This window comes from Mycobacterium sp. SA01, from assembly GCF_041287105.1.
GTDB lineage: Bacteria > Actinomycetota > Actinomycetes > Mycobacteriales > Mycobacteriaceae > Mycobacterium.
This window is the reverse complement of record NZ_JBGGNO010000020.1, coordinates 110,152-134,827: the sequence shown is the minus strand read 5'-3', so window position 1 is coordinate 134,827 and position 24,676 is coordinate 110,152. Positions and strand designations below refer to the sequence as shown.

23 protein-coding genes are annotated in these 24,676 nt (G+C 65.4%); 13 read left to right on the top strand and 10 right to left on the bottom strand.

Going from position 1 to position 24,676, the window contains the following annotated elements; genetic code table 11:
* Positions 1–12 precede the first annotated feature (12 nt).
* Entirely contained in the window at positions 13–255 is a 243-nt protein-coding gene (locus AB4879_RS19775) for an acyl carrier protein (RefSeq protein WP_036346845.1), read from the top strand.
* Positions 256–264: 9 nt separating this feature from the next.
* Positions 265–1,167: an aldose 1-epimerase gene (locus AB4879_RS19770; protein ID WP_370508943.1), complete on the top strand. Its 903-nt coding sequence runs from the start codon at positions 265–267 to the stop codon at positions 1,165–1,167.
* A 49-nt stretch (positions 1,168–1,216) separates the two neighbouring features.
* Here the strand turns inward: AB4879_RS19770 and AB4879_RS19765 are convergent, their stop codons facing one another.
* Positions 1,217–2,221: a LacI family DNA-binding transcriptional regulator gene (locus AB4879_RS19765; RefSeq protein ID WP_370508942.1), complete on the bottom strand. Its 1,005-nt coding sequence runs from the start codon at positions 2,219–2,221 to the stop codon at positions 1,217–1,219.
* A gap of 157 nt (positions 2,222–2,378) precedes the next feature.
* Between AB4879_RS19765 and AB4879_RS19760 the strand changes: the two genes are divergently transcribed.
* From AB4879_RS19760 to AB4879_RS19745, 4 genes are read left to right on the top strand one after another with little or no spacing between them, the layout of a single operon-like run.
* Positions 2,379–3,692, top strand: coding sequence for an aryl-sulfate sulfotransferase (locus AB4879_RS19760; protein ID WP_370508941.1), 1,314 nt, complete (start codon positions 2,379–2,381; stop codon positions 3,690–3,692).
* Positions 3,689–4,552: an ABC transporter permease gene (locus tag AB4879_RS19755; RefSeq protein ID WP_370508940.1), complete on the top strand. Its 864-nt coding sequence runs from the start codon at positions 3,689–3,691 to the stop codon at positions 4,550–4,552. Before AB4879_RS19760 ends, AB4879_RS19755 begins: the two co-directional genes overlap by 4 nt.
* 1 nt (position 4,553) lies before the next feature.
* A complete protein-coding gene (locus AB4879_RS19750; RefSeq protein WP_370508939.1) occupies positions 4,554–5,312 on the top strand; it encodes an ABC transporter ATP-binding protein in 759 nt (252 codons plus the stop codon).
* Positions 5,313–5,346: 34 nt separating this feature from the next.
* Positions 5,347–6,315 carry an ABC transporter substrate-binding protein gene (locus tag AB4879_RS19745; protein ID WP_370508938.1) on the top strand — a complete coding sequence of 323 codons (969 nt, stop codon included), beginning with the start codon at positions 5,347–5,349 and terminating at the stop codon, positions 6,313–6,315.
* A gap of 29 nt (positions 6,316–6,344) precedes the next feature.
* Here the strand turns inward: AB4879_RS19745 and AB4879_RS19740 are convergent, their stop codons facing one another.
* Genes AB4879_RS19740 through dnaK form a run of 4 tightly spaced genes read right to left on the bottom strand, consistent with a single transcriptional unit; the run spans position 6,345 to position 10,414 of the window.
* Complete coding sequence (locus AB4879_RS19740; RefSeq protein WP_036342955.1) at positions 6,345–6,716, bottom strand: heat shock protein transcriptional repressor HspR; 372 nt, start codon at positions 6,714–6,716, stop codon at positions 6,345–6,347.
* A complete protein-coding gene (gene dnaJ, locus AB4879_RS19735) occupies positions 6,716–7,897 on the bottom strand; it encodes a molecular chaperone DnaJ (RefSeq protein ID WP_370508937.1) in 1,182 nt (393 codons plus the stop codon). The genes AB4879_RS19740 and dnaJ overlap by 1 nt, the downstream gene beginning before the upstream one ends.
* 34 nt (positions 7,898–7,931) lie before the next feature.
* Positions 7,932–8,567, bottom strand: a complete 636-nt coding sequence (gene grpE, locus AB4879_RS19730) for a nucleotide exchange factor GrpE (protein WP_370508936.1) — start codon at positions 8,565–8,567, stop codon at positions 7,932–7,934.
* Positions 8,564–10,414 carry a molecular chaperone DnaK gene (dnaK, locus tag AB4879_RS19725; protein ID WP_370508935.1) on the bottom strand — a complete coding sequence of 617 codons (1,851 nt, stop codon included), beginning with the start codon at positions 10,412–10,414 and terminating at the stop codon, positions 8,564–8,566. Before dnaK ends, grpE begins: the two co-directional genes overlap by 4 nt.
* A 278-nt stretch (positions 10,415–10,692) precedes the next feature.
* On the opposite strand from dnaK, the gene AB4879_RS19720 reads away from it, so the two are divergent.
* Together AB4879_RS19720 and AB4879_RS19715 are read left to right on the top strand one after the other, a co-directional pair.
* The gene (locus AB4879_RS19720; RefSeq protein ID WP_370508934.1) at positions 10,693–12,168 is read left to right on the top strand and encodes a hypothetical protein; all 1,476 of its coding nucleotides are present in this window, start codon (positions 10,693–10,695) and stop codon (positions 12,166–12,168) included.
* A gap of 393 nt (positions 12,169–12,561) precedes the next feature.
* Positions 12,562–12,846 (top strand): hypothetical protein, encoded by a 285-nt coding sequence (locus AB4879_RS19715; RefSeq protein ID WP_233209097.1) that lies wholly within the window; start codon positions 12,562–12,564, stop codon positions 12,844–12,846.
* Between the two features lie 34 nt (positions 12,847–12,880).
* Here AB4879_RS19715 and AB4879_RS19710 read toward each other — a convergent pair whose 3' ends face one another.
* On the bottom strand, positions 12,881–13,201 hold the full coding sequence (locus AB4879_RS19710; protein WP_370508933.1) for a hypothetical protein: 321 nt from the start codon (positions 13,199–13,201) through the stop codon (positions 12,881–12,883).
* Positions 13,202–13,671: 470 nt separating this feature from the next.
* On the opposite strand from AB4879_RS19710, the gene AB4879_RS19705 reads away from it, so the two are divergent.
* Positions 13,672–15,552, top strand: a complete 1,881-nt coding sequence (locus AB4879_RS19705; RefSeq protein WP_370508932.1) for an alpha/beta hydrolase family protein — start codon at positions 13,672–13,674, stop codon at positions 15,550–15,552.
* On the opposite strand, the gene AB4879_RS19700 is transcribed toward AB4879_RS19705, so the two are convergent.
* The 3 genes from AB4879_RS19700 to AB4879_RS19690 are packed head-to-tail and all read right to left on the bottom strand — an operon-like array spanning position 15,549 to position 18,599.
* The gene (locus tag AB4879_RS19700; RefSeq protein WP_370508931.1) at positions 15,549–16,769 is read right to left on the bottom strand and encodes an MFS transporter; all 1,221 of its coding nucleotides are present in this window, start codon (positions 16,767–16,769) and stop codon (positions 15,549–15,551) included. The genes AB4879_RS19705 and AB4879_RS19700 overlap by 4 nt on opposite strands.
* Positions 16,770–16,773: 4 nt before the next feature.
* Positions 16,774–17,526, bottom strand: coding sequence for a GAP family protein (locus AB4879_RS19695; RefSeq protein ID WP_370508930.1), 753 nt, complete (start codon positions 17,524–17,526; stop codon positions 16,774–16,776).
* A gap of 29 nt (positions 17,527–17,555) precedes the next feature.
* Positions 17,556–18,599 carry a TIGR03617 family F420-dependent LLM class oxidoreductase gene (locus AB4879_RS19690; RefSeq protein ID WP_370508929.1) on the bottom strand — a complete coding sequence of 348 codons (1,044 nt, stop codon included), beginning with the start codon at positions 18,597–18,599 and terminating at the stop codon, positions 17,556–17,558.
* 104 nt (positions 18,600–18,703) lie between these two features.
* On the opposite strand from AB4879_RS19690, the gene AB4879_RS19685 reads away from it, so the two are divergent.
* From AB4879_RS19685 to AB4879_RS19670, 4 genes are read left to right on the top strand one after another with little or no spacing between them, the layout of a single operon-like run.
* Positions 18,704–20,359: an alkaline phosphatase family protein gene (locus tag AB4879_RS19685; protein WP_370508928.1), complete on the top strand. Its 1,656-nt coding sequence runs from the start codon at positions 18,704–18,706 to the stop codon at positions 20,357–20,359.
* A gap of 32 nt (positions 20,360–20,391) precedes the next feature.
* Positions 20,392–21,240, top strand: coding sequence for an SDR family oxidoreductase (locus tag AB4879_RS19680; RefSeq protein ID WP_370508927.1), 849 nt, complete (start codon positions 20,392–20,394; stop codon positions 21,238–21,240).
* 37 nt (positions 21,241–21,277) lie between these two features.
* On the top strand, positions 21,278–23,482 hold the full coding sequence (locus AB4879_RS19675; protein ID WP_370508926.1) for a hypothetical protein: 2,205 nt from the start codon (positions 21,278–21,280) through the stop codon (positions 23,480–23,482).
* Entirely contained in the window at positions 23,479–24,300 is an 822-nt protein-coding gene (locus AB4879_RS19670; RefSeq protein ID WP_370508925.1) for a hypothetical protein, read from the top strand. The genes AB4879_RS19675 and AB4879_RS19670 overlap by 4 nt, the downstream gene beginning before the upstream one ends.
* Positions 24,301–24,302: 2 nt before the next feature.
* Here AB4879_RS19670 and AB4879_RS19665 read toward each other — a convergent pair whose 3' ends face one another.
* Positions 24,303–24,626 carry a WXG100 family type VII secretion target gene (locus tag AB4879_RS19665; protein ID WP_370508924.1) on the bottom strand — a complete coding sequence of 108 codons (324 nt, stop codon included), beginning with the start codon at positions 24,624–24,626 and terminating at the stop codon, positions 24,303–24,305.
* Positions 24,627–24,676: the final 50 nt, after the last annotated feature.

The window sequence follows — 24,676 nt, the reverse complement described above, 5'->3', positions numbered from 1 at the left end:
GAGGTGCTCGACGTGAGCGATACCGAGATCCGAGACCAGGTTGTGCAGGAACTGCTCGCCATCGCGCCGGAGATCGACGAGGGCGACCTGTCCGACGCCGAGCTCCTGCGGGACCAGGTCGACCTGGATTCGATGGACTGGCTGAACTTCCTGGTTCGGTTGCACAAGCGCTTCGAGGTCGACATCCCGGAGTCGGAGTACGCTTCACTGCGCACGATCGACGACTTGACCAGCTACATCGGCGCCCACCGCTAGACTTCGACGGTGGCCGAGCTGCCGTCCGTCGTCCTGCATGACCCGTCCTCGCCGCTGACGGCGACGTATGTCCCGTCGGCGGGCATGATCTGCACGTCGCTGTCCGACGATGGCGTGGAATTACTAGGTCAGCGCCGCGGCCTGCAGGCCTATCTGAGCGACGGGAAGACGCTCGGCATCCCGATCCTGTATCCGTGGGCTAATCGGTTGAGCGCCAACGGCTATGGGCTGGACGGCGGCGCAGTGACGTTGACCCCCGGGGTCGGCGGCGTGCGCGCCGACCCGAACGGCCTGCCGATCCATGGCGTGCTCGCGGCATATCCCGGGTGGCAGGTCACCGAGCAGTCCAAGAACCGGCTGATCGCCGATCTGGACTACGGAAGCCGGCCGGCCCTGCTGGCCAGCTTCCCGTTCCCACATGTGGTCACCCTCGACATCACGTTGGCCGATCGAGCGCTGACGGTGCAAACCACCGTCACAGCCACCACGTCGGCGGCCGTGCCGCTGTGTTATGGCTTCCACCCCTACCTGACTGTTCCCGGGGTTCCCCGATCAGAGTGGACGTTGGAGACGCCGCCGCTCGAGCATCTACTCGTGGACAACCGCGGTCTCCCTACCGGCGAACGAGTGGACTGGCCCGCCTACTCGGAGAAGCTGGGCGACAAGACATTCGACGACGGGTTCGACGGGGTGCCGGCAGGTGGGGTGTTCGCACTCGCCGGCGGTGACCGCCGCATCGAAGTGCTCTTCGCCCAGGGGTTCCCGGCCGCGCAGATTTTCGCGCCGGGCAACGACGATGTCGTGGGACTTGAGCCGATGGCCGCGCCCACCAATGCGCTCGGCACGGGCGGCTACGACACCGCGACGCCGGGGCGGCCGGCGGTTTCGGTTTTCACGATCCGGTTGCGCTGATCGCTCAGCGTGGCCGTCGGACGCTTCGGCAGTTCCGGGGCGGACCGACTCAGCATCCGCATGTGTTGCCGACCCGCAGCGTCGGTTCCAGGACGCCGAGATCCGGCCCGACATCTCCCAACAATTCGGCAAGGGCGCGGTGGGCGATCGCATCGACCGGCTGTTGTGCGGCAGTCAGCTGGAACACACCGTAGTCGTTGTCGCTGCCGTCGAACCCGACCACCCGGATGTCACCAGGAATCGCATACCCGGCGTCGATCACCGCCCGAATCGTCGCCGCCGTCTGCCCGAAGGTCCCGACGACAAAGGCATGTGGTGGGTCCGCCGCGCCATGAAGGCAGTGACTGACCGCGGCGTAGGCACCGGCGGGGGTCAGATCGGTGCGGACCGCCCGGACGCCGCCGCCACCGACGGCTGCGACGCCGACGTACCGCTGATGGACCGTCTCGCGGTCGCCGTGTCCGACATCGGCGGCGGTCCAGCCGCCGACGAATACCATTTCAGAACAGCCGTGCACGTCGCGTAGGTGGCGCGCGACAAGTTCGCCGGCCTGAACATGGTCTATGCCCACGATCTCGGCCGCCACCTCACCGCGGACGCTGTGCATCCACACGACCGGGATCCGCTCCTGCACACAGAGCTTGGCGGTCTGCTGCGGGTTGGCGGCACCAATCACCACCAGCCCGTCGATCCCCACCTCCGCGAAGGCCGTCGCGAACTCGAGCTCACGCTCCGGGTCGTAGCCGGTGTTACCGATCATGGTGAGGTGGTCGCGAGCGCGCGCTTCCACTTCGATCCGGCCGACGAACTCCCCGAAGAGCGGAAGCATGAGATCCGGTACCAGCAGCCCGATCTGGCGCCAGCGCCGCGGTCGTCGAAGTGCACGCGCACGCAGGTCCGGGCGGTAGTTCAGCTCATCGATGGCGCTGATCACCTTGGCGCGCAGGGTCTCTGAGACTGGCCGCGGTCCGTTGTTCAGCACGTAGCTCACGACAGCCGTCGACGTGCCGGCCCGGCTCGCCACGTCAGCCAACGTCGGCCGCTTACCGCTCAAGTGGGCCCCCTTCGGTAGTCCGCGACGCCGCCGCCAAGCATTGAAATCACACCGATTGTGACAGTTCCGCCCGGCCGGCGCCGAGCCTACGCTAATCGATTAGAAGATTTACTGGGAGGACTCGTGGTCGTAACAAGCTCTTGGTGGAGTGGTTGACATGGCATTCGTACGACTCGCGGGAGTCACCTACCTCGACCCTGAACTCGCCTACGACAGTTACATCCTGTTCACCGGCGCCGACTCGGTCACCCGGTTGATCGATCTCAACGGTGACGTCATTCACGAATGGCCCTATGCCGGTGTCCCGGCCCGGATTCTCGATCCGGCACTCAACGCAGGGCGAGTCGGTGACGTCATCGTCCAGCTCGCCGACAGCGGAGACGGTCGGGGCGGCATCTACGCCAACGGCACCATCGGTCAGCTCGACTGGGATGGCGAACGCATCTGGGAATGGGGCGCCGAGGCGCCCGGCGGCGCAGCGCGGCAGAACCACGACTGGGAACTGCTCCCCAACGGCAACCGACTGATTCTGGTGACGGTGCCCCGGCGGGTACCGGCGCTCGGCGACCTGATCGTGGGCGACCAGGGGCTCTACGAGGTCACCCCGGATGGCCACATCGTCTGGCAATGGCTGGCCGGCGATCACCTCGACGAGTTCGGGTTCTCCGAGGCCGGCTGGCGCGCACTGCGTGAGACCGTTGCCCGCGACCCCGAAGACCCGTGGGGCTATCTGGAGATGAACAGCGCGAAATCACTGGGCCAAAACCATTGGTATTCCGAGCACTCCGACCCGACCTTCCACCCCGACAACATCCTTGTCAGTTTCCGCAAAGCAAATATCGTCGCACTCATCGACAAGTCGACAGCGAACATCGCCTGGCGAATCGGTCCCTATTACGCTGCCGAGGCCGGCGCACAGCATCAACGGATCAGCGTGCACAAGGTGCCTCGCCCGCTCGACCAGACCTCCGGCCAGCACAACCCCCACATGATCGCGGCGGATCTGCCCGGCGCCGGGAACATCCTGGTGTTCGACAACCAGGGCGGCGCCGGCTACCCACCCGCACCGATCGGCATTTACGCCGGCTCGCGGGTACTCGAAATATGCCCTACGACAAAAGAAATCGTGTGGCAATACACCGCTGAGGACTCCGGGTTGCCACCATGGACGTTCTTTAGTTCCTTCGTCAGCAACGCGCAACGACTTCCCAACGGCAACACACTGATCACCGAAGGCATGCAGGGGCGGCTCTTCCAGGTCAGCCCGGGCGGTGACGTGGTCTGGGAATACCACAGCCCCTATCAGGGCTACGGTGTCGCGGGCGAGCCCGAAGTGAAACAGCCCCGAGTGGCTGACGTCGACCGGCTCAGCCGAACCGCCCTGATCTACCGATCGCAGGCTGTTCCCTTCGGCTGGACCCCCGCGGGGACCCCGCGAACCGCGCCACGGAAAGTCGACCTACGCCGATGAGCACCGATATCGGCGTACTGCACATCGCGTCCACCTCGGCTGCGCAGACGCCGGGAACCCGCCATCAGGCCCACCGTTCGACTCTGTCCAGACGGGTGCTGAACCGCTTCAAGGCACTCGGGTGGATGCTGACCGGCTTGGTCCTCGCGTCAGCTGTCTGGTCGCTCGTGGTGGCCAGCGGCCGCTTTCCTCGTCAGCTTTTCCCAAGTGTGGCAGAGATTTTGGCAGCCGGACACGGCCTGTGGACCGACGGGCTGCTCGCCGCGGACATCACCGCCAGTTTGAGCAGGGCCGCCACGGGATTCCTCCTGGGTGCGACGGCGGGAATCGTGGTGGCGGTCCTCACCGCCACCACCACGGTCGGACGCCGGGCACTGCAACCCGTGTTGCGGATATTCGCGCCCATCCCGACCATCGGCCTGGTCCCGCTTGCCATTCTCTGGTTCGGGCTCGGGGAGAACAGCAAGACTCTGGTGATCGCGCTCGGCGTCTTCGTCCCGGTCTGGATCAACAGCCACGGGGGGCTGGCCGGGACGCCGACCGACTATCTGAAAGCCGCACGCTGTCTGGGTGCCGGCCGGTGGCAGACCTTACGCAAAGTCGTCCTCCCCGAGGCGACCCCCGACATCGTGTCCGGCCTGAGAGTGGGAGCGGCGATGGCATTCGTACTCATCGTCGTCGCCGAGATGACCGGGACCACTGCGGGTATCGGCTACCGCATTTACCAGGCGCAGCTCTTCTCGCAGGCCGACCGGTTGATCTTCTGCCTGATCGTGCTGGGTGTCATCGGCGCGGCATGCGATTCCCTCATCGACACGGCGAGCGCACCGTTGACTCGCTGGGCACGAGAGGAGCACTGAGATGGCACTGGACACCCGCGATCTCGTCGTGCAGTTTCCAGGCGCGGCGACCCCGACCCTCAAAGGGATCTCGCTGAGCGTCCCCGATGGTTCATTCACCGTCCTGGTCGGCGCCTCCGGCAGCGGAAAGTCGACACTGCTACATTGCCTGGCCGGGCTGATCACCGCCACCTCCGGCGCGGTGATCGACAATGGCCAGGCCGTCACCGCTCCCGACCCTCGTCGAGGCGTGGCTTTCCAGCGCGACGTCCTGTTTCCGTGGATGAGCGTCGCCGACAACATCGACTTCGCCTTGACCGCAAGGAAACTGGACCGGCGGCAACGGCACGCTCGGATCGCCGAACTACTCGACACCGTCGGCCTGCACGCCGGCGTGGGTAGGCAGCGCCCCGCGGAGCTTTCCGGTGGTATGCGCCAGCGCGTGAGCATCGCACGCGTGCTTGCCGGTGAGCCCTCCGTGATGCTCATGGACGAGCCCTTCGCCGCCCTGGATGCACTGACCCGCTTGCGCATGCAGGACCTGCTCATCGAACTCTGGTCACGCCTGAACCGCACGATCGTCTTCGTCACCCACGACATCGACGAGGCGATACGCCTGGGGGACAGCGTCAATGTGCTGCAGGACGGACAGATCGTCGACCAGATCACCAACCCCCTGGGTCGCCCCCGGCCGGCGGACACGCTCGCCGAACAGCCCGGCTACGGAGCGATTCGCAAGACCCTGCACCACCGACTCGGCATCGACCACGCCGTGCACTGACACATCCATCCCTGCTCGCACAAAGGACGACTGAGTGAACACAACCCTGAAACGACTCACCGCGGCTGCCATTGCCACGTTGGCAGTGGCCACCTCGATCACCGCCTGCGCCCACGACTCCAGCAGCAACGCCGACGAACTGACCGTTGGCTTCGTGGTGGATCCCTCCTGGGCCCAGATTCCCGTGGCCGCCGACGGCGGGATGTTCAGCAAGCACCACGTCAACGTCAAGGTTGTGAACTTCCAATCCGGCGTCGAAGCTCTGCAGGCGGTGAGCGCCGGCCAGGTCGACATCACCACCGCGGCGGACGTTCCGACGGCGGCGGTGCTCACCCGCTCGCCGGGGCTGCGCATCGTCGCCGACGGGTCCCGTTGGGAGGGTTCCCGTATCGTGGCCCGGCGCAGCGCAGGCATCACCAACTTGGCCGACCTTGCAGGAAAATCGATCGGCACACCGCTGGGCACCAGCGCCGCGTATTACGTGTCAAATGCGCTGGCCCAGAACAACATCAAGGCGGATCTCGTCCAGGTTTCGCCATCGGCCATGGTCACTGCCGCCACCCAACACAACGTCGACGCGGTCTCAATTTTCCAGCCGTACCAGGCGCAGACGATTGCCGCGCTCGGCGATGACGCAGTGCCGCTCAACGGGGGCACCTACATTCAGCACAGCTTGTTCATCGCCTCCCCGTCGGCGATCTCGTCGAAAGGGGCAGAGATCACGTCGTTCTTCGCCGCACTCGGCGACGCAAGCGCCGCGCTGTCGGCCCACGATGCAGCCGCGACGGCTGCGGTCGCCAAGGCTACCCAGCTGGACACGCAGCTGTTGAATACCGTGTTGTCCGAGTTCGACTTCACGATTCAGCTGAAACCCGACCTCGCCGCCGACCTCAGCGCGCTCGCCGAATGGGGAAAAACCCAGAAGTCGATCGACGCGGCTACCACGCTGCCTGACTACAACCAGTTCCTCGACGGGCAGTTCCTGACAAAGCCGGCATCCTGAAGCGGAGCTGAACGGGCTTTGGAGCCTGACTAGCGGCGCGGCTTCCAGACCACCAGCGCGGTGCTCTTCGGTACCACCGCCAGATCGCGACGCTGGTTGGCGCGCAACGACTCCAGCTCGTCCATCATCTCCTCGACGCGGGACTGCAGAGCCTCGACCTGATTGGTCAACTCGATGATCCGCTTGATCCCAGCGAGGTTCACACCTTCGTCCTGCGACAGCCGCTGCACCTCGCGCAGCAGCTCGACGTCGCGCTCCGAATACCGCCTTCCGCCACCGGAACTGCGCCGGGGGCTGACCAGACCGAGCCGGTCGTAGGTGCGCAACGTCTGCGCATGCATACCGGCCAGCTCGGCGGCCACCGAGATCAGAAACGTCCGGGCCTCATCCGACGTGGCCATCAGCGGTTACCCGCCCATCCCGCCCGGGGGTCGAACCCGCTGGACCGCTCGGCGGCCGCGTAGGCCTCGAGCGCCTCGAGCGCCTCGCCCTCGAGATTCGGTGGCACCGCAACCTTCACGGTGACCAACAGGTCGCCGTGACCGCCGTCGCGTTTGGGCACGCCACGCCCACGCACCCGCAGGATCCGGCCGTCGGCGGTGCCCTTCGGCACTCGCACCCCGACCTTGCCCTCCAGGGTGGGCACGGAAAGCGTTGTCCCCAAGGCCAGTTCGGTGAAGCTCACCGGGACCGCCACGGTCAGGTCATCGCCGTCACGGCCGAACACCTTGTCCGGCCGAACATGGACGGTGACATACAGATCGCCCGACGGCGCACCGCGCAACCCGGCCTCACCCTGACCGGCCAGCCGGATACGCTGGCCGTCCTCGACGCCCGGTGGGATCCGGACGTTGATGGTGCGGGTCCGGGTGGTGACTCCGGTGCCATGGCACTCGTCGCAGGGATGCTCGATGATCGAGCCACTCCCCCGGCAATCGGTGCACGGCTCGGAGAACCCGAATGCGCCCTGGTTGCGGTTGATCACACCGGAGCCGTTGCACGACGGACACACCTTCGGGCTGGTGCCCGGACGTGCGCCGCTGCCATGGCAATTCGTGCATGGCGCCGGACTGGTCAGCCGCAACGGCATGGCGACGCCCTTGGTCGCCTCCAGGAAATCGAGATCGGTCTCGGTCTCGAGGTCCTTGCCCCGCCGCGGCCGGCTCGGGCGGGGCGCTGCGCCGCGCCCGAACAGGCCACCGAACAAGTCGCCGATGTTCGTGCCGCCGGTCTGGCTGGCCGTGTCGAACAGGTCGTTCAAATTGAACTCGCCGCCGTCGGCGCCGTAGCCACTGAAGCCGCCGAACCCACCGCCGCCGCCGTTACCGCGGCGGAACCCGCCGCCGGCGAACATCCGCCGGGTCTCGTCGTACTCCTTGCGCTTGGCCGGATCGGTCAGGACGTCCCTGGCCTCGCCAACCTCTTTGTAGCGCTCGTCGGCCACCTTGTTGTCCGGGTTGCGGTCGGGGTGATTCTCGGCAAGCAGCTTGCGGGCCACCCGCTTGATCTCGTCCTCGCTGGCGTCAGAGGAGACGCCGAGCACCTTGTAGAAATCCTTCTCAACCCATTCGCGTTGGACCATGCCGCGTCACCTCCTCTCACCGTCGGTCATGTTGTTAATTCGATTCTGCGTTCTGCGCGCCGCTCTGGTCGCCGTTGGCGGGCGTGTCGGCCTTCTGAGGTGCCGCCGATCCATCGTCGACGGTGTCCACCACCCCGACGAGTGCGTGCCGGAGCACCTGATCGCCGAGCCGGTAGCCCTGCCTCATCACGTTGCCCAGCACCGGCTTGGAGCCCTCGCCCTCGTGCTGCACGGCTTCGTGCAGTGATGGATCGAACTCGTCGCCCTCGGCGCCGAAGGCGGTAAGGCCCAGTCCGGCCAGTGCTGACGTGAGCTTGTCGGCGACCGACTTCAGCGGACTGGTCTCAAGGTCGCCGTGGCTGCGTGCCCGGTCCAGGTCGTCGAGGATGGGCAGCAACTGGCTCACCACGGCGGCCTTGGCGCGCTCGCCGGCCACCTGCTGATCGCGCAGCGCGCGCTTGCGGTAATTGGCGAAATCGGCCTGCACTCGCTGCAGGTCACCGAGCAGTTCAGCGGCTTTGTCCGACTCCTCCGGCGTTTCGCCCGCGAAGTCCCCCGGCGCCGGCCCACTGGGGGCCGGGCCGGAGGCTTCGCGAACTTCTCCGGTCTGGGGGTCGATTCGGCGCTTGTCGGTGACAGTTACCGGTTCTTCCTCGCGACCTTCGCTCACTTGCGCTCCTGATCATCGTCATCCACGACCTCGGCGTCCACGACATCGTCAGCGGACGAACCGCCCGACGGTCCGGCGCTCTGGTCGGCCTGAGTGGCCTCGTAGATGGCCTGGCCCAGAGCCTGGCTTTCCTGGCCCAGCTTCTCCATGGCGGACTTGATCGCACCGATGTCGCTGCCGGCCAGCGCCGTCTTCGCCTCGGAGATCGCGGCGTCGACCTTGGTCAGCGTGTCCTCGGGGACCTTGGAGCCGCCTTCGGTGTCGCGCTGTTCGGTGACGAACTTCTCCGTCTGGTAGACCAGCGACTCGGCCTGGTTGCGGACGTCGGCCTCTTCGCGGCGCTTGCGGTCTTCCTCAGCGTGCGACTCCGCGTCCTTGATCATCCGGTCGATCTCCTCCTTGGACAAGCCGGAGCCTTCCTGGATCTTGATCGTGTTCTCCTTGCCGGTGCCCTTGTCCTTGGCGGTGACGTGCACGATGCCATTGGCATCGATGTCGAAGGTCACCTCGACCTGGGGCACACCGCGCGGAGCCGGCGGCAGGCCGGTCAGCTCGAAGGAGCCGAGCAGCTTGTTGTGCGCGGCGATCTCGCGCTCACCCTGATAGACCTGGATCTGCACCGACGGCTGATTGTCGTCGGCGGTGGTGAAGGTCTCCGACCGCTTGGTCGGGATCGTGGTGTTGCGCTCGATCAGCTTGGTCATCACGCCGCCCTTGGTCTCGATACCGAGACTCAGCGGTGTGACGTCAAGCAGCAGAACGTCTTTCACCTCACCCTTGAGGACACCCGCCTGCAGCGCGGCACCAACGGCCACAACTTCGTCGGGGTTGACGCCCTTGTTGGGCTCCCGTCCACCGGTCAGTTCCTTGACCAGGTCGGTCACCGCGGGCATGCGGGTGGAACCACCGACGAGCACCACGTGGTCGATGTCGGACACCGAGATGCCGGCGTCCTTGATGACCTGCTGGAACGGCTGGCGGGTGCGGTCCAGCAGATCTTGGGTGATCTTCTGGAACTCCGAACGGGTCAGCTGCTCGTCGAGGAACAGCGGGTTCTTGTCGGCGTCGACGGTGATGTAGGGCAGGTTGATCGAGGTGCTGCCACTGGAGCTCAGCTCGATCTTGGCCTTCTCGGCGGCTTCGCGAAGCCGCTGCATGGCCATCTTGTCCTTGGTCAGGTCGATGCCGCTGGTGCCCTTGAACTTGTCGACCAGCCAGTCGACGATCCGGTCGTCCCAGTCGTCGCCACCGAGGTGGTTGTCACCGGAGGTCGCGCGGACCTCGACGACACCGTCGCCGATCTCCAGCAGCGAGACGTCGAACGTGCCACCGCCGAGGTCGAAGACCAGGATGGTCTGTTCCTTGCTGCCCTTGTCCAGGCCGTAGGCCAGCGCCGCAGCAGTCGGTTCGTTGACGATGCGCAGCACGTTGAGGCCGGCGATCTGGCCGGCTTCCTTGGTGGCCTGACGCTGGGCGTCGTTGAAGTAGGCGGGCACGGTGATGACCGCGTCGGTGATGTCCTCACCGAGGTAGCTTTCGGCGTCCCGCTTGAGCTTCATCAGCACGCGGGCGCTGATCTCCTGCGCCGTGTAGTCCTTACCGTCGATCTCGACGGACCAGTCGGTGCCCATGTGCCGCTTCACCGAACGGATGGTCCGGTCCACGTTGGTCACTGCCTGGTTCTTGGCGGGCTGGCCGACCAGCACTTCGCCGTTACGTGCAAAAGCCACCACTGATGGCGTGGTACGGGACCCTTCGGAGTTGGCGACGACGACCGGGTCGCCACCCTCCAGTACCGCCACGACGGAGTTGGTGGTCCCGAGGTCGATGCCGACCGCACGAGCCATGTTGAATCCTCCTGATAGTTACGTCTTTGGGTCTGAGCGAACCAGGCTCAAGACTGCCCCCGCCGGTGGTCGGCTGTCAAGCCAGAGTTGAGTCGATATCACTCAAGTTGTCGAATTGGTCAACGGCAGGGGTTCAGCATTTGTTCCCAGGACGCGCGCTCGACGCCCAGATCGACGTCAGCGTGGCCGCCTCTCGCACTTTCTCGCGCCAGCGTCGATCTCGAAGTGGCTGCCGAGTGAATACCGGCCGCGCCCGGGCAGCAGTAGGTTTGCTGGCTGTGGGGATTTCGCTCGCGGATCTGGACAGGTGGGACCCGGGGTCCATTCGCGGGGTCGCTGCCGCAGCGGGTAATCGCGCGACTCACTTTCGCGACGTCGCCCACAACCAGGGTGCGATCATCGCGAAATTGGAATGGCAGGGCGCCTCGCAGGAGGCGGCCACCGCTCGGGCACAAGTGATCAGCAACAGCCTCCTTGAGCATGCCGACGAATGCGACCAAGCAGGGCGTGATGTCTCGTCCGTGGCGTCCGACGTGGAGTCCATCAAGGCGGAGTGGTCCCGCATCCAGCGAATGGCCGACCGGTGGGGGATAACGATCGACATAGCGAACAGCTCACTCGAGTGCTTTCACTCGGCCGACCCGACGCAACAGGCCGAAAACCAGCGGCACCTCGAGATCGTCCACGATGCGATTGTCCACCTCCTGCGGCACGCAGATTCGACCGATCGGCACCTCGCCGCCGCACTCGACAACGCGGCGTCCGAGATCGCCGACGGTGATAGCGCCGAAGCGCCGATAGCTCCCGATTCGAACCAACAGCGCAACCAAATCGACGCGTTCCGTAGGACATTCGGACGAGACCCGGTCAGCACAAGTGATTGGACGACCGCTGCCGCATTGGATCCGCACAGCTACAACCCGAAAAATCAAGGAGTAGAAGCGAATATCGTCGTGGCCCGCATCAAGCCCGTACCGGGCCAAGGTGTCGTACGCACGAATCTGTTCATTCCGAGTAAGGACGTATGGGCGCCGGCAGTCGAACTTCCACCATTCGACAACGGCCACATGTTGCCGTACGACAACAACGTCGGCGACAACCGTGGCTTCTCCCCCTACATCGGTCCAGAAGAGTCACGCGTCGCCATCTACACCGACTTCGAAAACGGGATCATCGTCGCCCGCCAGAATCCGTCAGTCAACGCCGATACCGGACAAGTCAGGACCGGCACGCCTGACGTTTCGGCAATCCAACAATCAAACGGTGCAGTCTTGTTGCGCTACAACGCCGCCGACCCCTTCTCTCCAGGAGGCGAGGCGCCGGCGAAAGCCATCCCATTCAGCGTCAATGGCACACTAGGCATCAGCCCGGGCGCGGACGGACCACGGGTGGGTGGCACAGTCACCTCGTTCCCAGCGGTTGAGATTTACAGCGACCGGGACGGAACCACCACACCGCTGCTGCAATCCTGGCCGAGCTTCACCGACGACGCTTCCGGGCCGATGATCGGTCTACTTCCTCACAAGGAGGTCGGAGACCCCATGATCATCACCAGTTTCAATAGCGTCGTCCCGCAGATCGACCCCCCGCAGCTTGGGCCGGTGCACGCACCACAAGCCGTGCCGATCACGCCGCCGCTGGCAATTGTGCCTCCGGGCAACTTCACGCCGTTCGGACCGACGACGGCAGGTGAGGTGCCAGTGATACGGACGTACACGCCATTTCAGGGCGACGAGTTCCTTGCACCGCGCTGAGACTGAGGAGTAATGACAATGGCAAGTCCAACAGCGGATCGGCGGTGGACGGCATTGCGTTCATCGCCCGCTGAACTCTGGAGGCATTGACATGGCAGTCCGCGTCGTCGATTGGCGGAGAGCGACTTTGGTTGGCGCGCTCATCGGTGGAGTGTTCTGGGGGCTTGCAGCAGGTGCCGTTCTGGTTTCGAAGGCATCTGCAACGGCCGTCATCTCAATATGCGTCGCCGGGGCGGTCATGGTGATCGCCGGAGCTCTTGTGTACCGCCGCAGCGGCGGTACACACAAAGGCGCCTTTGGAATTGGGTTGATCCTGGCCCCACTCACCGGTGTGACTCCGGTGCTTGTGGTTTGGCTGCCCGGTCTATTGATGCACGCGATTTCGTGGAGAGGTTGACGGCAATCGATACACCACCACACACGACAACCGATCTCACAGCCTTCGAGGAGCAGCACCCCGTCGCGCTGCTCGTCGGCCTTTTCACCGGCTTCGCATCGGTGCTTCTGACGTTTGGATTCCTATGGCCGCTCGCTCCGCTGTTTCCCGCCGTGCTTGCCGGCGTGGCAGCGGTACTGCCCTTCAAGAGTCACTGGCACGTCGCCCGCGGTGCGTTCTATGCCTGTCTGGGGGTGCTGGCGTTCGAAGCCGTATTCGTACCAATCCTCTTGTTGAGTTGAATCGCGCGACACTCGAGCCTCAGCGCACGTCGAGCTAGCTGACACCGTCTGCTAGGTCACCGACCTGCTCGAGTCCAGCAGCGCCGCCCTCGTCCATGGCGCGGAACGACCGAGCTGCAGCCACCACATGTGCGGCCTGCGCGGTGAGTACGGAGTGGTGCTGATCGGCAATTCGTTGCCACGCGCTGGCCATGCGCACCAGCGCATCGGCCGATGTGCCTACCCACCCGGGTTCGGCGTCACTGAGTCCAACCATGGACTCAAGGTGGGACGTCGACAGGGCTGTTACCTGCTCGCCGATAGCAGATCCGCCACCGAGCAGGCCGTCGACATCAACCTTCAAGTTGTCGGCCACGTCGTCCCTTCCGTACGGATCACCGAATTTTATGGCGCCCGCCGCACGGGCGATAGTCGGTCTGTCGACGCCGAGATCGACGTCAGCGTGGCCGCCTCTCGCACTTTCTCGCGCCAGCGTCGATCTCGACTTCGTAGCCAACCACTTTTGACGACGTCGTCAGACTTGCCGCAGGTTGAGCGAAGCGCCAGACACACCCGGCACGCCACGCTACTTATAGACGAATGGGTGCAGGGGCGTTTGTCGGGCGTGTCGGTGGGCTTGCAGTAGCGCTGGGGATCGGAGTCGCGATCGCCGCCGGAGCCGGACAGGCCTCAGCCGCGCCGGCCGGTTCCTCGGATTCGTCGTCCAGCACGGCAGGAGCGCACTCCTCGGCGCAACACAGCGGGGTCGCGAAGAGCGCGAGGACCGTCCATCCCAATTCCGCGGCGGCCGCAAACAGGACCAGCGCGCGGCCGACCGTTCGGTCGGTGATCACGCCACGGGCCACCACGGCACCGGCTACAGCAACAGCAACAGCAACCCGCACCGTGACCGACGATCCGACGGCACCGGTCGACTCGCCGGTGACGCTGGTGCTGGCCGCCGCATCCCGCCGCGAAGCGCAGGCCACCACCCAGCCACAACGCACCGTGGCCGCCGCCACAAACACCGTGCCCACCGCCGATGTAGCCGCCGTCCCCACCGGGGTGGTGGCCATCCCGCAGATCGCGCCGTTGGCGTTCCTGCAACACATCCCGGTCCTGGGTCCGGTCGTGTTCACCCCGATCGTGGCGTTCATCCACCAGATCCCGGTCTTCGGCGACGTGCTGCATCCGCTGTTCGGTTATCCGGTGCACCCGGGAGCATCACCCAACGCCGCACAACCCCGCGACGTGAAGGTGGTCTCGTTCGACGGCACGCAGATCTACGTCCATTTCATGCCGGCGTCCGGATTGCAGGAAGGCACCCAGGCGCCGACGATCTTCTACGGACCGGGACTGGGGATGCCCGGCCAGACGAGCATCGACGGCAGCGTTGTCGACGGCGTTCTCACCAATGCTCTTGGCATGCCGAGCATCCTCGCCCTGCGCAAGGCCGGCTACAACGTCGTCACGTGGGACCCGCGCGGGGAATACAGTTCGGGCGGCCAGCTGCAGATCGACTCGCCGGACTACGAGGCCCGCGACGTGTCGGCGATCATCAGCTGGGTCGCCACCCAACCGGAGGTCAAGCTCGACGGCCAACCGTCCGACCTCGACCCCCGGATGGGTATGGTCGGCGCGTCTTATGGCGGTGGCATCCAATTGGTCACGGCGGCAACCGATCACCGCGTGGACGCGATCGTGCCGACCATCGCGTGGAACAGCCTGACCAGCTCGCTCTACAAGGCTCAGTCGTTCAAGAGCGGCTGGGGAACGCTCCTGTCTGCCGTGCTGGTCCTCACGCTGGCCCGCACCAATCCGAAAATCCTCCCCGCCACCATCTACGGCGATCTGACCGGACATCTGACACCGGCAGATGTGGCGCTGCTCGAGCAACGCGGACCGGGCCTCCCGACCGATCTCCTCAACCAGATCACCGCCCCCACACTCTTGATCGAGGGCACCGTCGACACCCTGTTCACGCTGCAGGAGGCCAACGCCAACGCACTCGCACTGATCGGCAACAACGTTGACACCAAGGTGATCTGGTTCTGCGGCGGCCACGGCCTGTGCACCAACGACCTGTTCAACACCGGTGGCGTGCTGGTCCAGCAGCGCACCCTCGAGTGGCTCGATCACTACGTCAAGCAAGACGCATCGGTGCAAACCGGTCCGCAATTCGAGTGGGTTGACCAACGGGGCCAGCACCTTTCATCGGCGTCCTACGATCTGACACCGAGCAATCCGGTGCTGGTGTCCAGCACCAAGACCCGGACCCTTCCGCTGGTGCCATTCCTGGGGGCCGGCGGGTTGTTCGGGGTGGTGCCGATCGGATCGTCACGGGCCATCGACGCGCTGAACTACACAACCTCGGCCGTCACCACGACCACCTACGTCGTCGGCGCACCGCATTTGAGCTTCACCTATTCCGGCACCGGCAGCGGAGATCACCTCTACGCCCAGCTCGTCGACAACTCCACCGGGCAGGTGCTGGGTAATCAGGTGACGCCGATCAAGGTGACGCTGGATGGAACCGAGCGCGTGGCCGACGTCGATCTCGAGATGGTGGCCCAGACACTCAAACCCGGCCAGAAGGTCACCCTGCAGGTGTTCGGGTCGTCGGCGTCCTACCGCGCGGTCGGGGCGCTGGGCTCGGTGACCGTGTCGAACCTGGAACTGTCGCTGCCGACTGTCGACCCGTCGACCATCACGGTCAACGCGGCCTAGCGGGCCGGGTTTCCGCGCCGGACGAAGTACCGGGCCACCGCGACCTGCGCGACGGCGAACACCCCGAGCACCCCGCCCACGATGCCGAATGAGCCGTAGGCGCTCCCGCCCGAACTGAACGCCCCACCGACCAGACTGTCCACTCCGACCGAGGCTGCCGTGCGGCCGAATTCCGTTGCGGCAGTGACACCGCCCGCATGTTCCAGCGGGGTCAGCTCTTGGCGCCACCGGGTCAGCACCAGTCGCGCGCAGACGTTGGCCACCCCGAACAGGAACACGGCCACGACCATGACCCACAAGTTCACCGGAATCCAGCCCACGGCGAGGAGCACCGTTCCGACCACTCCGGCGAACACCCATCCGATTCCGGAGCCGCGGCGCTGCGTGAGGGTATACAGCAGCGCGCCGGCCACTCCACCGAGCGCGAACGCCGATCCGATATGCCCCACCATCTCGGGATGGTGCAACAGTCCTTTGGCGAAGAAGGCACTGAGGTCTTTGCGTAATTCGTAGAGGTGGAACAACATCAGTCCGACGACGACCATCAGAAGAGACCGGTGTTTGAGGATGTATCGCACGCCTGCCCAGGCCCCACCGTGGGTGTGGGTGCGGTCCTCGATCGGGATGGCCGGACGTTCGGGGATCAACAGGTAGCACGCCGCCGACAGCGCGAAACCGACCGGAATCACGATGTGCGACACGATTTGCGCCGACCAGATCATGAGACCGCTGAGCATGAGCGGGCCGACGACGGCCCCCAGCTCGAAGGCCAGTTCGTAGCGGGAGTTGATCTTGTCCAGCAGCCGAGGCTGGTGCCCGGCGAGCTCGAGAGGGATGGTGTGCACCGATGTGTCGACATACCCGCGGATCAGCGCCTCCGCGCTGTAGCAGACGACGGCCCACGTCAGGCTCAACAGACCGAGAGCCATCGCCGCCGGGACACCGGCCAGCACGACGCCGCGCAGTAGCGTCGCCACGGCCAACACGCGGCGGGCGCCGAACCGCTCGGTCGGCCAGCCGCCGAGGTAGGTCCCCACCATGTGCAGGGCGGTGCCGAAGGCGGAGAAGAAGGCCGCGGTGCCCAACGACCCGGATAGATCCGCAACCAGCAGTGGCTGCGCCAGATGGACGGCACTGTTGGCAACCTGGGTCAGCAGGACGCCGCTGAGCAGGCCGCCCAAGCGGGCCGGGTTGGCCTCCGCCGTACCGGGATTCACGCGGTCAGTGCTTCGGCAGGTGATCGAACGCGTTGTAGCCGACGAATGCCGCCGCGGCGAGCAGCAACAGGGCGACGATCCAGCGACCGTGCACCTTCATGATCCGCTCGTAGCCTTCCTTGATCCGGTCGGCAGCCCCCGGCCGTACCAGCTCGATCACGGTCGGCGCCAGCGCGGGGATGAGTGCGATCACCGCGAAGACGACGGCACCGAGCGCGCGTTCCGGGCGGTTGCCGATCTCCAGGATCTGATGACCTGCGGCGATCGCGATCGGGAACACCTTGGGGTGCAGCCCGCAGACCGCGAAGCCGGCCATCGCGGCACGGGTGATGCGTTGGCGGGCAGGCAGATCAGCCTTCGGATTCAGTCCGGGAAAGCGTCCGGCGAGCCGGGTGCGCAACGTTCCCGGCCGGCGCTGCGGCTTGGACACATCGGTGATCGGTTTGTGCCGCACCGCGCCGACCGCCCGGCGGATGCCGATCGCCAGCAGTGCGGCGGCGATCAGGATGCGGACGATGAAGCCGGGCCACGAGGCATGCTCGGCGGCCGACGTGTTCGGGGCGCCGGTCAGGGCGGCGATGCCCACCCCGATGCCGGTCGAGAACGCGATGCCGGTGATCGCACCTGCGGAGAATGCGAGGGTGGCCTGCCGCGGCACCACCTTGTCGCTGGCAACCACCAACCCGAGGACCAACGTCTCGGGACTGAACAGCAACGCGACCGCGAGCGTCGCGATCACGGCGATATGTGTGCTCACGGGCTCATCCGTGCTGGCATGGCGGCAGGTTACCGCGCCGCGCGCCCGGGGCGCGCGGCGCTCTGCGAGAGTTGTCGCGCCACCTCGCCGTAGCGCTCGAAGCGCTCGTCGTCGCCGAGCGCGTTGTACAGCACGATGCGGGTCGCGGTATCGCCGTATCTCTCGGCCAGCGCACCGGCCAGCCCGTCCCAGGTCGACTCGGTGGCGAACGTGGCGATGTGGTCGTCGGTGATCTGCGCCGCCATCCCCTTGATGTCGCCGGCCTTCTGCTTCTCGCGGATGCGGGCGGTGGTGCCGTCAAAGCCGGCCTCATCCCAGATGAACGCATAGTTGGGGGTGCTGCCGTAGAAGCTCATGGAGAACCGCACCCGCTCCCGCTCGGCCGCGCGCTCCTCGTCGGTGTCGCCGACGATGGTCATCACCGGCACGATCAGCGCGATGTCGGACGGCGAGCGCCCCGATTTCGCCGCCCCCTCAGCCACTTTGGGCACCACATGGCGGGCGATGTAGCCGGGCTCTCCGATCGGATGGACGTGCACACCGTCAGCAACCTCCCCGGCCATCCGAAGCATCCAGGGGTTCACCGCCGCGATGTCGACCTTGGGGTCCGGCTCGTCGATGGGTCCGGCACTCCACTGCGGCGTGATGAAGTCCAGGTCGTAGAACTCGCCGTGGTGATCGAGGGTGCCGGTGCGGAAGGCGGTGAAGCAGGCCTTGACGGCCAGCACATAGTCGCGCAGCCGCGGTCCCGGACGTTCGAACTGGGTGCCGTACCGCCGCACCACGTGGGTGCGCACCTGGGTGCCCAGCCCCAGCCGGAAGCGTCCACCGCTGCCCTCCTGCAGTTCCCACGCGGTCGCTGCCGTGATGAACGGGCTGCGCGGGAACGCCACCGCGACACCGGTCGAGATCTGCAGTCCGGGCGCGGCCTGCGACGCCACCGCGGCGTTGAGGTACGGGGTCCGGCCGGTCTCGGTGAAGAGCATCCCGGAGAAGCCGGCGGCCTGGGTGCGTTGGGCGAGGCTGCCGATTTCTCCCAGCGGCAGCGCAGTGGTCATGACGTCGACGTCCACCGGACAGATCGTAACGGCGTCGCCGAAACGCCATGCGCGGTTGCGTCGCAGATCTAGTCTGTGCGACGGCTGTGCAATAACTGTGGGTGAGAGATCGGGGAAGCATGACGACGATCAAGCAGGTGTGTCTGGGAGTTGCGGTCGCCGGCGTGGTCGCCGGGGCTGGCTCGGCGGTCGCGACCGCGGTGGCCTCCGCGGACACCGGGTCGCCCGATTCGCAGAGTGCTTCGCGCGGGACCTCTGCGTCGACGTCGCCGGCGTCGACCGCCCGGTCACGCAAGCCGGCGGCAAAGCCCGGCAGCGCGCTCACCGGTCCGCGGCGGACGCAGGCACCGGCGGCATCGGTGGCCGCCCCCGCCTCGAAGCGGACCACCGCGAGTATCGTCCCATCGAAAGTTGCTGCGGCGCTGTCATTTCCGAAGCTTCCGGCGCTGCCCCTGCCGCCGTTGCCTGCCGCGCCCGCCGGCGCCAAGAGCACCGCCTACTCCTACCGGGACCGCAGCGTCAGCGCGTCGGCCGTCGTCGTCACCAACAACGTGGCCGACCCGACCAATACTCATGTCCTGGTGATCGGCGTGGACGGCACGAACATGCGGCGGATCCTCGCCCAGCCCGACGTGAACGTGAACTTCGTCAGCCTGATGAACGCCAGCACCACCGGCATCGCGTCGATCGTCGGCCACACCACGATCTCGAACCCGTCGTGGACGGCGATCCTGACCGGGGCGTGGGACAACCAGACCGGCGTCATCAACAACATCTTCACCGCCGACACGTATATGAAGTGGCCGACCGTGTTCAATCAGCTCGAGGCCTACAACTCCAACATCGACACCATGGCGATCGCGGACTGGGACGTGATCACCGACATCGCCAAGGCCGGCCTCTACCCTGTCGACACGCCCGTCTTGGTCCCGCAGGTGCCGGGTGACTCCAACTGGTCACTGACCGACGCCGAGGTGACCGCTCAGACCGTCGCGGCGATTCAGAGCGGCGAGCCGCCGAACTTCCTGTTCTCCTACCTGGTGCAGGTCGACGAGGCCGGGCATCAATTTGGCGGCGGCTCACCGCAATACGCTGATGCCATCCATCGCACCGATGAGAATCTCGGCGCGATCATGGACGCTGTCAACAACTCCGGCGAGAACTGGACCGTCATCGTCGTCACCGATCACGGCCATCAGCCGCAACTGGGCTTCGGTCACGGGTTCCAGTCCCCCGACGAGACCTCGACGTGGGTGATCGCCAACGGTGCCGGCTTCGATCCCGGTCAGATGAACCTGGCGTACTCGATCGTCGACGTAACCCCCACCGTCCTGGACCTGTTCGGCGCTCCGGCGCCGCCGGGATCCAACGGGGTGTCGTTGACGACGCTGGGTTCCAGCTCGGTCACCCCCAACGACCTCCAGCAGGCGCTCAACGACGCGATCGCGCGCAACGGCTGGCCGGACATCCAAACCAACGTCGCGCTGAGCGTGCGAACGATCTTTGCGAGCATCCCGTACTTCCTGGACGGCGGCGTCACCAGCCTCGCTGACACCCTTCAGGGCATCGCTGATCAGAACGTCTTCCTGATCAGCCAACTCGCCGAGGTGTCAAAGGTGGTGGTTCAGGTTCTCGGGAATCTGTCGGTGCAGGCCACCAGCGCGCTCGCCGAACTGGTGGCCTGGATGACGGGGGTGGACATCTTCGCGAAGGGCTACCCGCAGGATCCCCCGACGGTTGCGACACAGAACGAGCCGTCGGTGTTGGTCGCCTGACCACGCGGGGCCGGTAGGCCATACTCACTCGGATGGGCACCTATGTCGTCACCGGCTCCGCTTCGGGCATGGGTCGGGCGGTCGTCGAGCGGCTGAGGGCCAACGGGCACACCGTGATCGGGGTGGACGTCCAGCCCGCCGATGTGGTGGCCGATCTGTCCACTCCGGCCGGTCGCCGCGCGGCCGCCGACGCCGTCCTGGCCGCCTGCGGTGGGCGCCTGGACGGTGCGGTGCTGGCGGCCGGGGTCGGACCGACCCCGGGTCGGGACCAACCCCGCCGCATCCTCGAGATCAACTACTTCGGCGTCGTGGAGCTGCTGCAGGCGTGGCGGCCGGCGCTGGCCGCCGGCGAACGCGCCAAAGTCGTGGCGTTCTCCAGCAATTCGACCACCACCATGCCGGCGATCCCGGGCCGCGCGATCCGTGCGTTGCTGGCCGGCGACGGCGACAAGGCCGCTCGGGCACTGCGCATCTTCGGTCGCGCCGCGTCGTCGATGGCCTACGGTGCCTCGAAGGTGGCGGTGAGCCGTTGGGTCCGCCGGCACGCGGTGACCCGCGACTGGGCCGGCGCGGGGATCCGGCTCAATGCCCTTGCCCCGGGCGCCATCCTGACACCGCTGTTGAAGAAGCAGCTGTCCACTCCGGCTGAGGCCAAGGCCATCCGTTCATTCCCGGTTCCGATCGGCGGTTTCGGCGATGCCGGGCACCTGGCCGATTGGGTGGTTTTCATGCTGTCCGACTCCGCGGATTTTCTTTGCGGCAGCGTTCTTTTCGTCGACGGCGGATCCGACGCCTATTTCCGGTCCGACGACTGGCCGGGCCCGGTTCCGGCCCGACGACTGGTGCCGTATCTGCGAAAGTTCCGTAGCTTCTCGAAGTGAATTGCCACAGCGCCCCTCTCCGGTAAGTTTGCTGAGTGTGGGGATTTCGCTGACGGATCTAGAAACGTGGGATCCGGGATCGATACGCGCGGTGGCCACTGCCACCACTCGCGCGAACCACGTGTGCGACGTTGCGCATGATCAGCGAGCGATCATCACGAACCTCGAATGGCAAGGCATGTCGCAAGAGCAGGCGGCGACCATGGCCACCGCCATCAGCAATACGATGCTGGCTCACGCCGATGAATGCGACCAGGCGTCGCGCGACGTCTCGTCCGCGGCCTCAGAGGTCGAATCCATCAAGTCCGAGTGGTCTCGCCTTCAGCACATGGCCGATCACTGGGGCATTGTGATCGACACCGCCACCGGGGAACTGCACTACGTGGTGCCCGACGATCCGGAAGAACGCGCCGAGGTCGAACACCACGTCCAAATCGTGCATGACGCGATCGTGGACTTGCTTCGGCGCGCGGACTCCACCGATCAACATCTCGCCGCCGCGGTAGGCAACGCGATCTCCGAGACCGCGGACAGCATCGGCGATAGTCCGAACGTGTCGCCGCAGGCGGCCAAGGAGACCGTCGAGAAAGCCCTGGCTGGTGACCCGTCATCTGCGGCCGAGGTCAAGGCGGTGTTGAACTCCATCAACGCCGACCAGCGGGCCGGCACGGAACCGCTGACGCCACTGCAGGCGTCGATCCTCAGCCAGATGCAGTCGCAGCAGGCCGGTATGTCCATAGACGCACTTGCGCATGCCGAGCAGAACATGGGCGATGCGAAGTCGGCGATGGGCGACTCGTGGCAGCTGATGAGCAATCCCAACGTTCACTTCCCGAAGACCGACCCGGGCGGCGTCGCCAACCCGAGCAACATGACCAGTGGCGGCATGAGCCAGCTGCCACGCAGCGTGCAAAGTGCACTGCAGTCCAAAGGCATGTCGCAACTGGGCGAGATGACCAAGCTGACCGACATCGTCAAGGACGGAAGCCCAGCACTTCGGCAGGGCGGCACGGCACTGGATCGCGGCATGCTGAACAAGTCGACCGAGATGATGAATTCGCCCACATTCCATGGCACACCGGTGGGCGGAAAGGGCGGCTATTCCGGGATGGCGGGCAACGGCGTCCCGGTGGCCAACGAGATACTGGCCACCGCGGGCCAGGACCACGTAGCTGTGCACGACATCGTGAGCGACAAGGCCTACTCGGACAACTTCATGAAGGGCGCGTTGAGCACCGACTGGAGCGACAACGGCAAGGCCGTCGGCGACATGTTCAGCTGGACCGGGGACGCGGCCAACGGGCCGGACGCCAAGATGGCGGCGGAGACGGCGTCAGCATACGGGGCCTACGTCGGTAATCCCCATAATGACTTCCTGCACATGTCCGGCGACCAGACTCTGGGCCAGTTGAATCCCGAGGCGGTGCGGGGGCTTTCACACGGACTAGCGCCCTACATCCCTGATATCGCCGAGGCGTCATCCGGGCGCCACGACGGATTCGGCTTGCTGGATACCGATGACACGAACATGCCGGTGGCCAAGAACATTTTCTCCGTGTTGAGCACTGACAAGGCTGCATCGGACTACTTCAACGGGGCAGCAGGCCGCGACATCATGCAGGCCCAACTGGACTACGCCAATGACTTCAAGAACGGCGCTGACATGACGAGCAACAACCATCGGCTCTATGACTCGATGACAATGCAAGGGTTGGTTGATTCCGGACTCCACAACGCAACAGGCGCGTCGCACATTAACGCAGAAGCGATGGCTACGGCAGCATACGAAGCCAAGAAGTCCGCCTACGAATTCGGCTTCGCCGGGCTTGACGCCGCTGGGTTGCCCGGCACCGACCTAGTCTCAAAGACATTCGAACAAACCCTCCTTGGCGATCCGCCCAAGACGACGGGCTGGGACACGCACTCCTTGCCGGACCTCGACTTTGGCCATGGCGAGAGTCAGGTGCTAAACGCTCTGGCTCAATCTGGCGTGCCCGTCCAAGGGCTGGACGACAAATTTCTGGCCCCGCCCAATCCCGAATATCCTGACGCGCCGCGGCGGATACTCTCCGCAGACGAATACGCTTCCCGGAACGGCGTAGCGCTTGCCCCCAGTGTGTACAACGACGCGATCCGGTCGGCACTGATCGCAACGACAGGCCACGACCTCTACACGGACATCGACGCCCAAATGACCAACCGATACAACGCGGTCACCGAAACGACCCAGCCTTCAGAATGAGACGCCTCGCGATTCACCGACTGACTGCACTAATCGCCATCACGGCGAGCGTCCTCTCCGGCTGTGACAAGACACCTGCCACGCAGCCGACAAGACAGCATGAGCGCTGGCCCGCCACACTGTCGGAGCTAACGTTTTCCTGGAGCGCCGAGCCCGAAATCGACCTTCTCACACAGCCAATCGCTGTGGTCCGCGCCTACTTTGAATCAATCGTCCTCGCGGGAGCCGGGGGTAGCGACGACTATTTGTATCTCGGGTTCGATCATGCGGTGAAGCGCGAGGAGCCAGTCGATTACTCCCACTACAGTCTGAATCTCTGGCCCGAGCTCGGCTACCCGAGGAAGAGTCCTGAAGTGGGGTCGCGCCTCCTGCACGTTCTACGGGTGGCGCAGGACGGCCAATACGTAACAGTGGTCATGTGCACATGGGATTGGGGAGCCGCAGTACAAAAGCCCGACGGCCGTTACGCAACATTGTGGCAAGCGCCCAAGACTGATATCGACGTCGAGCGGATAAGCCTTCTCGCACCCACGGGCAGCGCTATTTCCGCTGCGCCGCCCCAGAAAGGACCGTCGCGATACGCGATGACAGATGTATTCGGCAAATGGCGCATTGTGGGACGTCTCTCGCGATCAGCTCCCTCAGACACCCTCGGGCCTGGTACACAGTGGCCGGAGTATCACCAAGACCTCGATGCCTGCCAGGCGCTCGCTCCCGAGTCCGTTGAACGTCGCCAATTCCTCACGACGGGTGAACATCCCAGATCGGACTTCCCCACCCTGCCCAGCTATCCCGGCTGGCCGCTCGAAACCCAGTAGCGCTACATAGTTTGCGCGTCGGCCTGCTCGCCGACGGCCTTCAGCTTCTCAGCGTTGCGTTTTTCCATGTAGCTGAACATCTTGGCGCTGGTGTCCATACCCGTCGCCTGATGGTCCAAGGCTGCAGTGTGCTTACCCGTCAACGTGTTCCAATGATCGGTCAGCGATGACAGTGCCTGCGCCGAGGACCCCACCCAGCCGCTCTGCGCCGCGCCGACACTGCTCATAGACTGGCCGTGAGCCGCCGCCAACTCGGTCGACTTCTCGGCCATTTTCGAGCTGCCGGCTGACAAGCCGTCGATGTCGACCTTCAATTCGTCACCCATTGGATCTCCCACCCGTAGCGAGCCGTACCGACACGATATAGCGCAGCCGC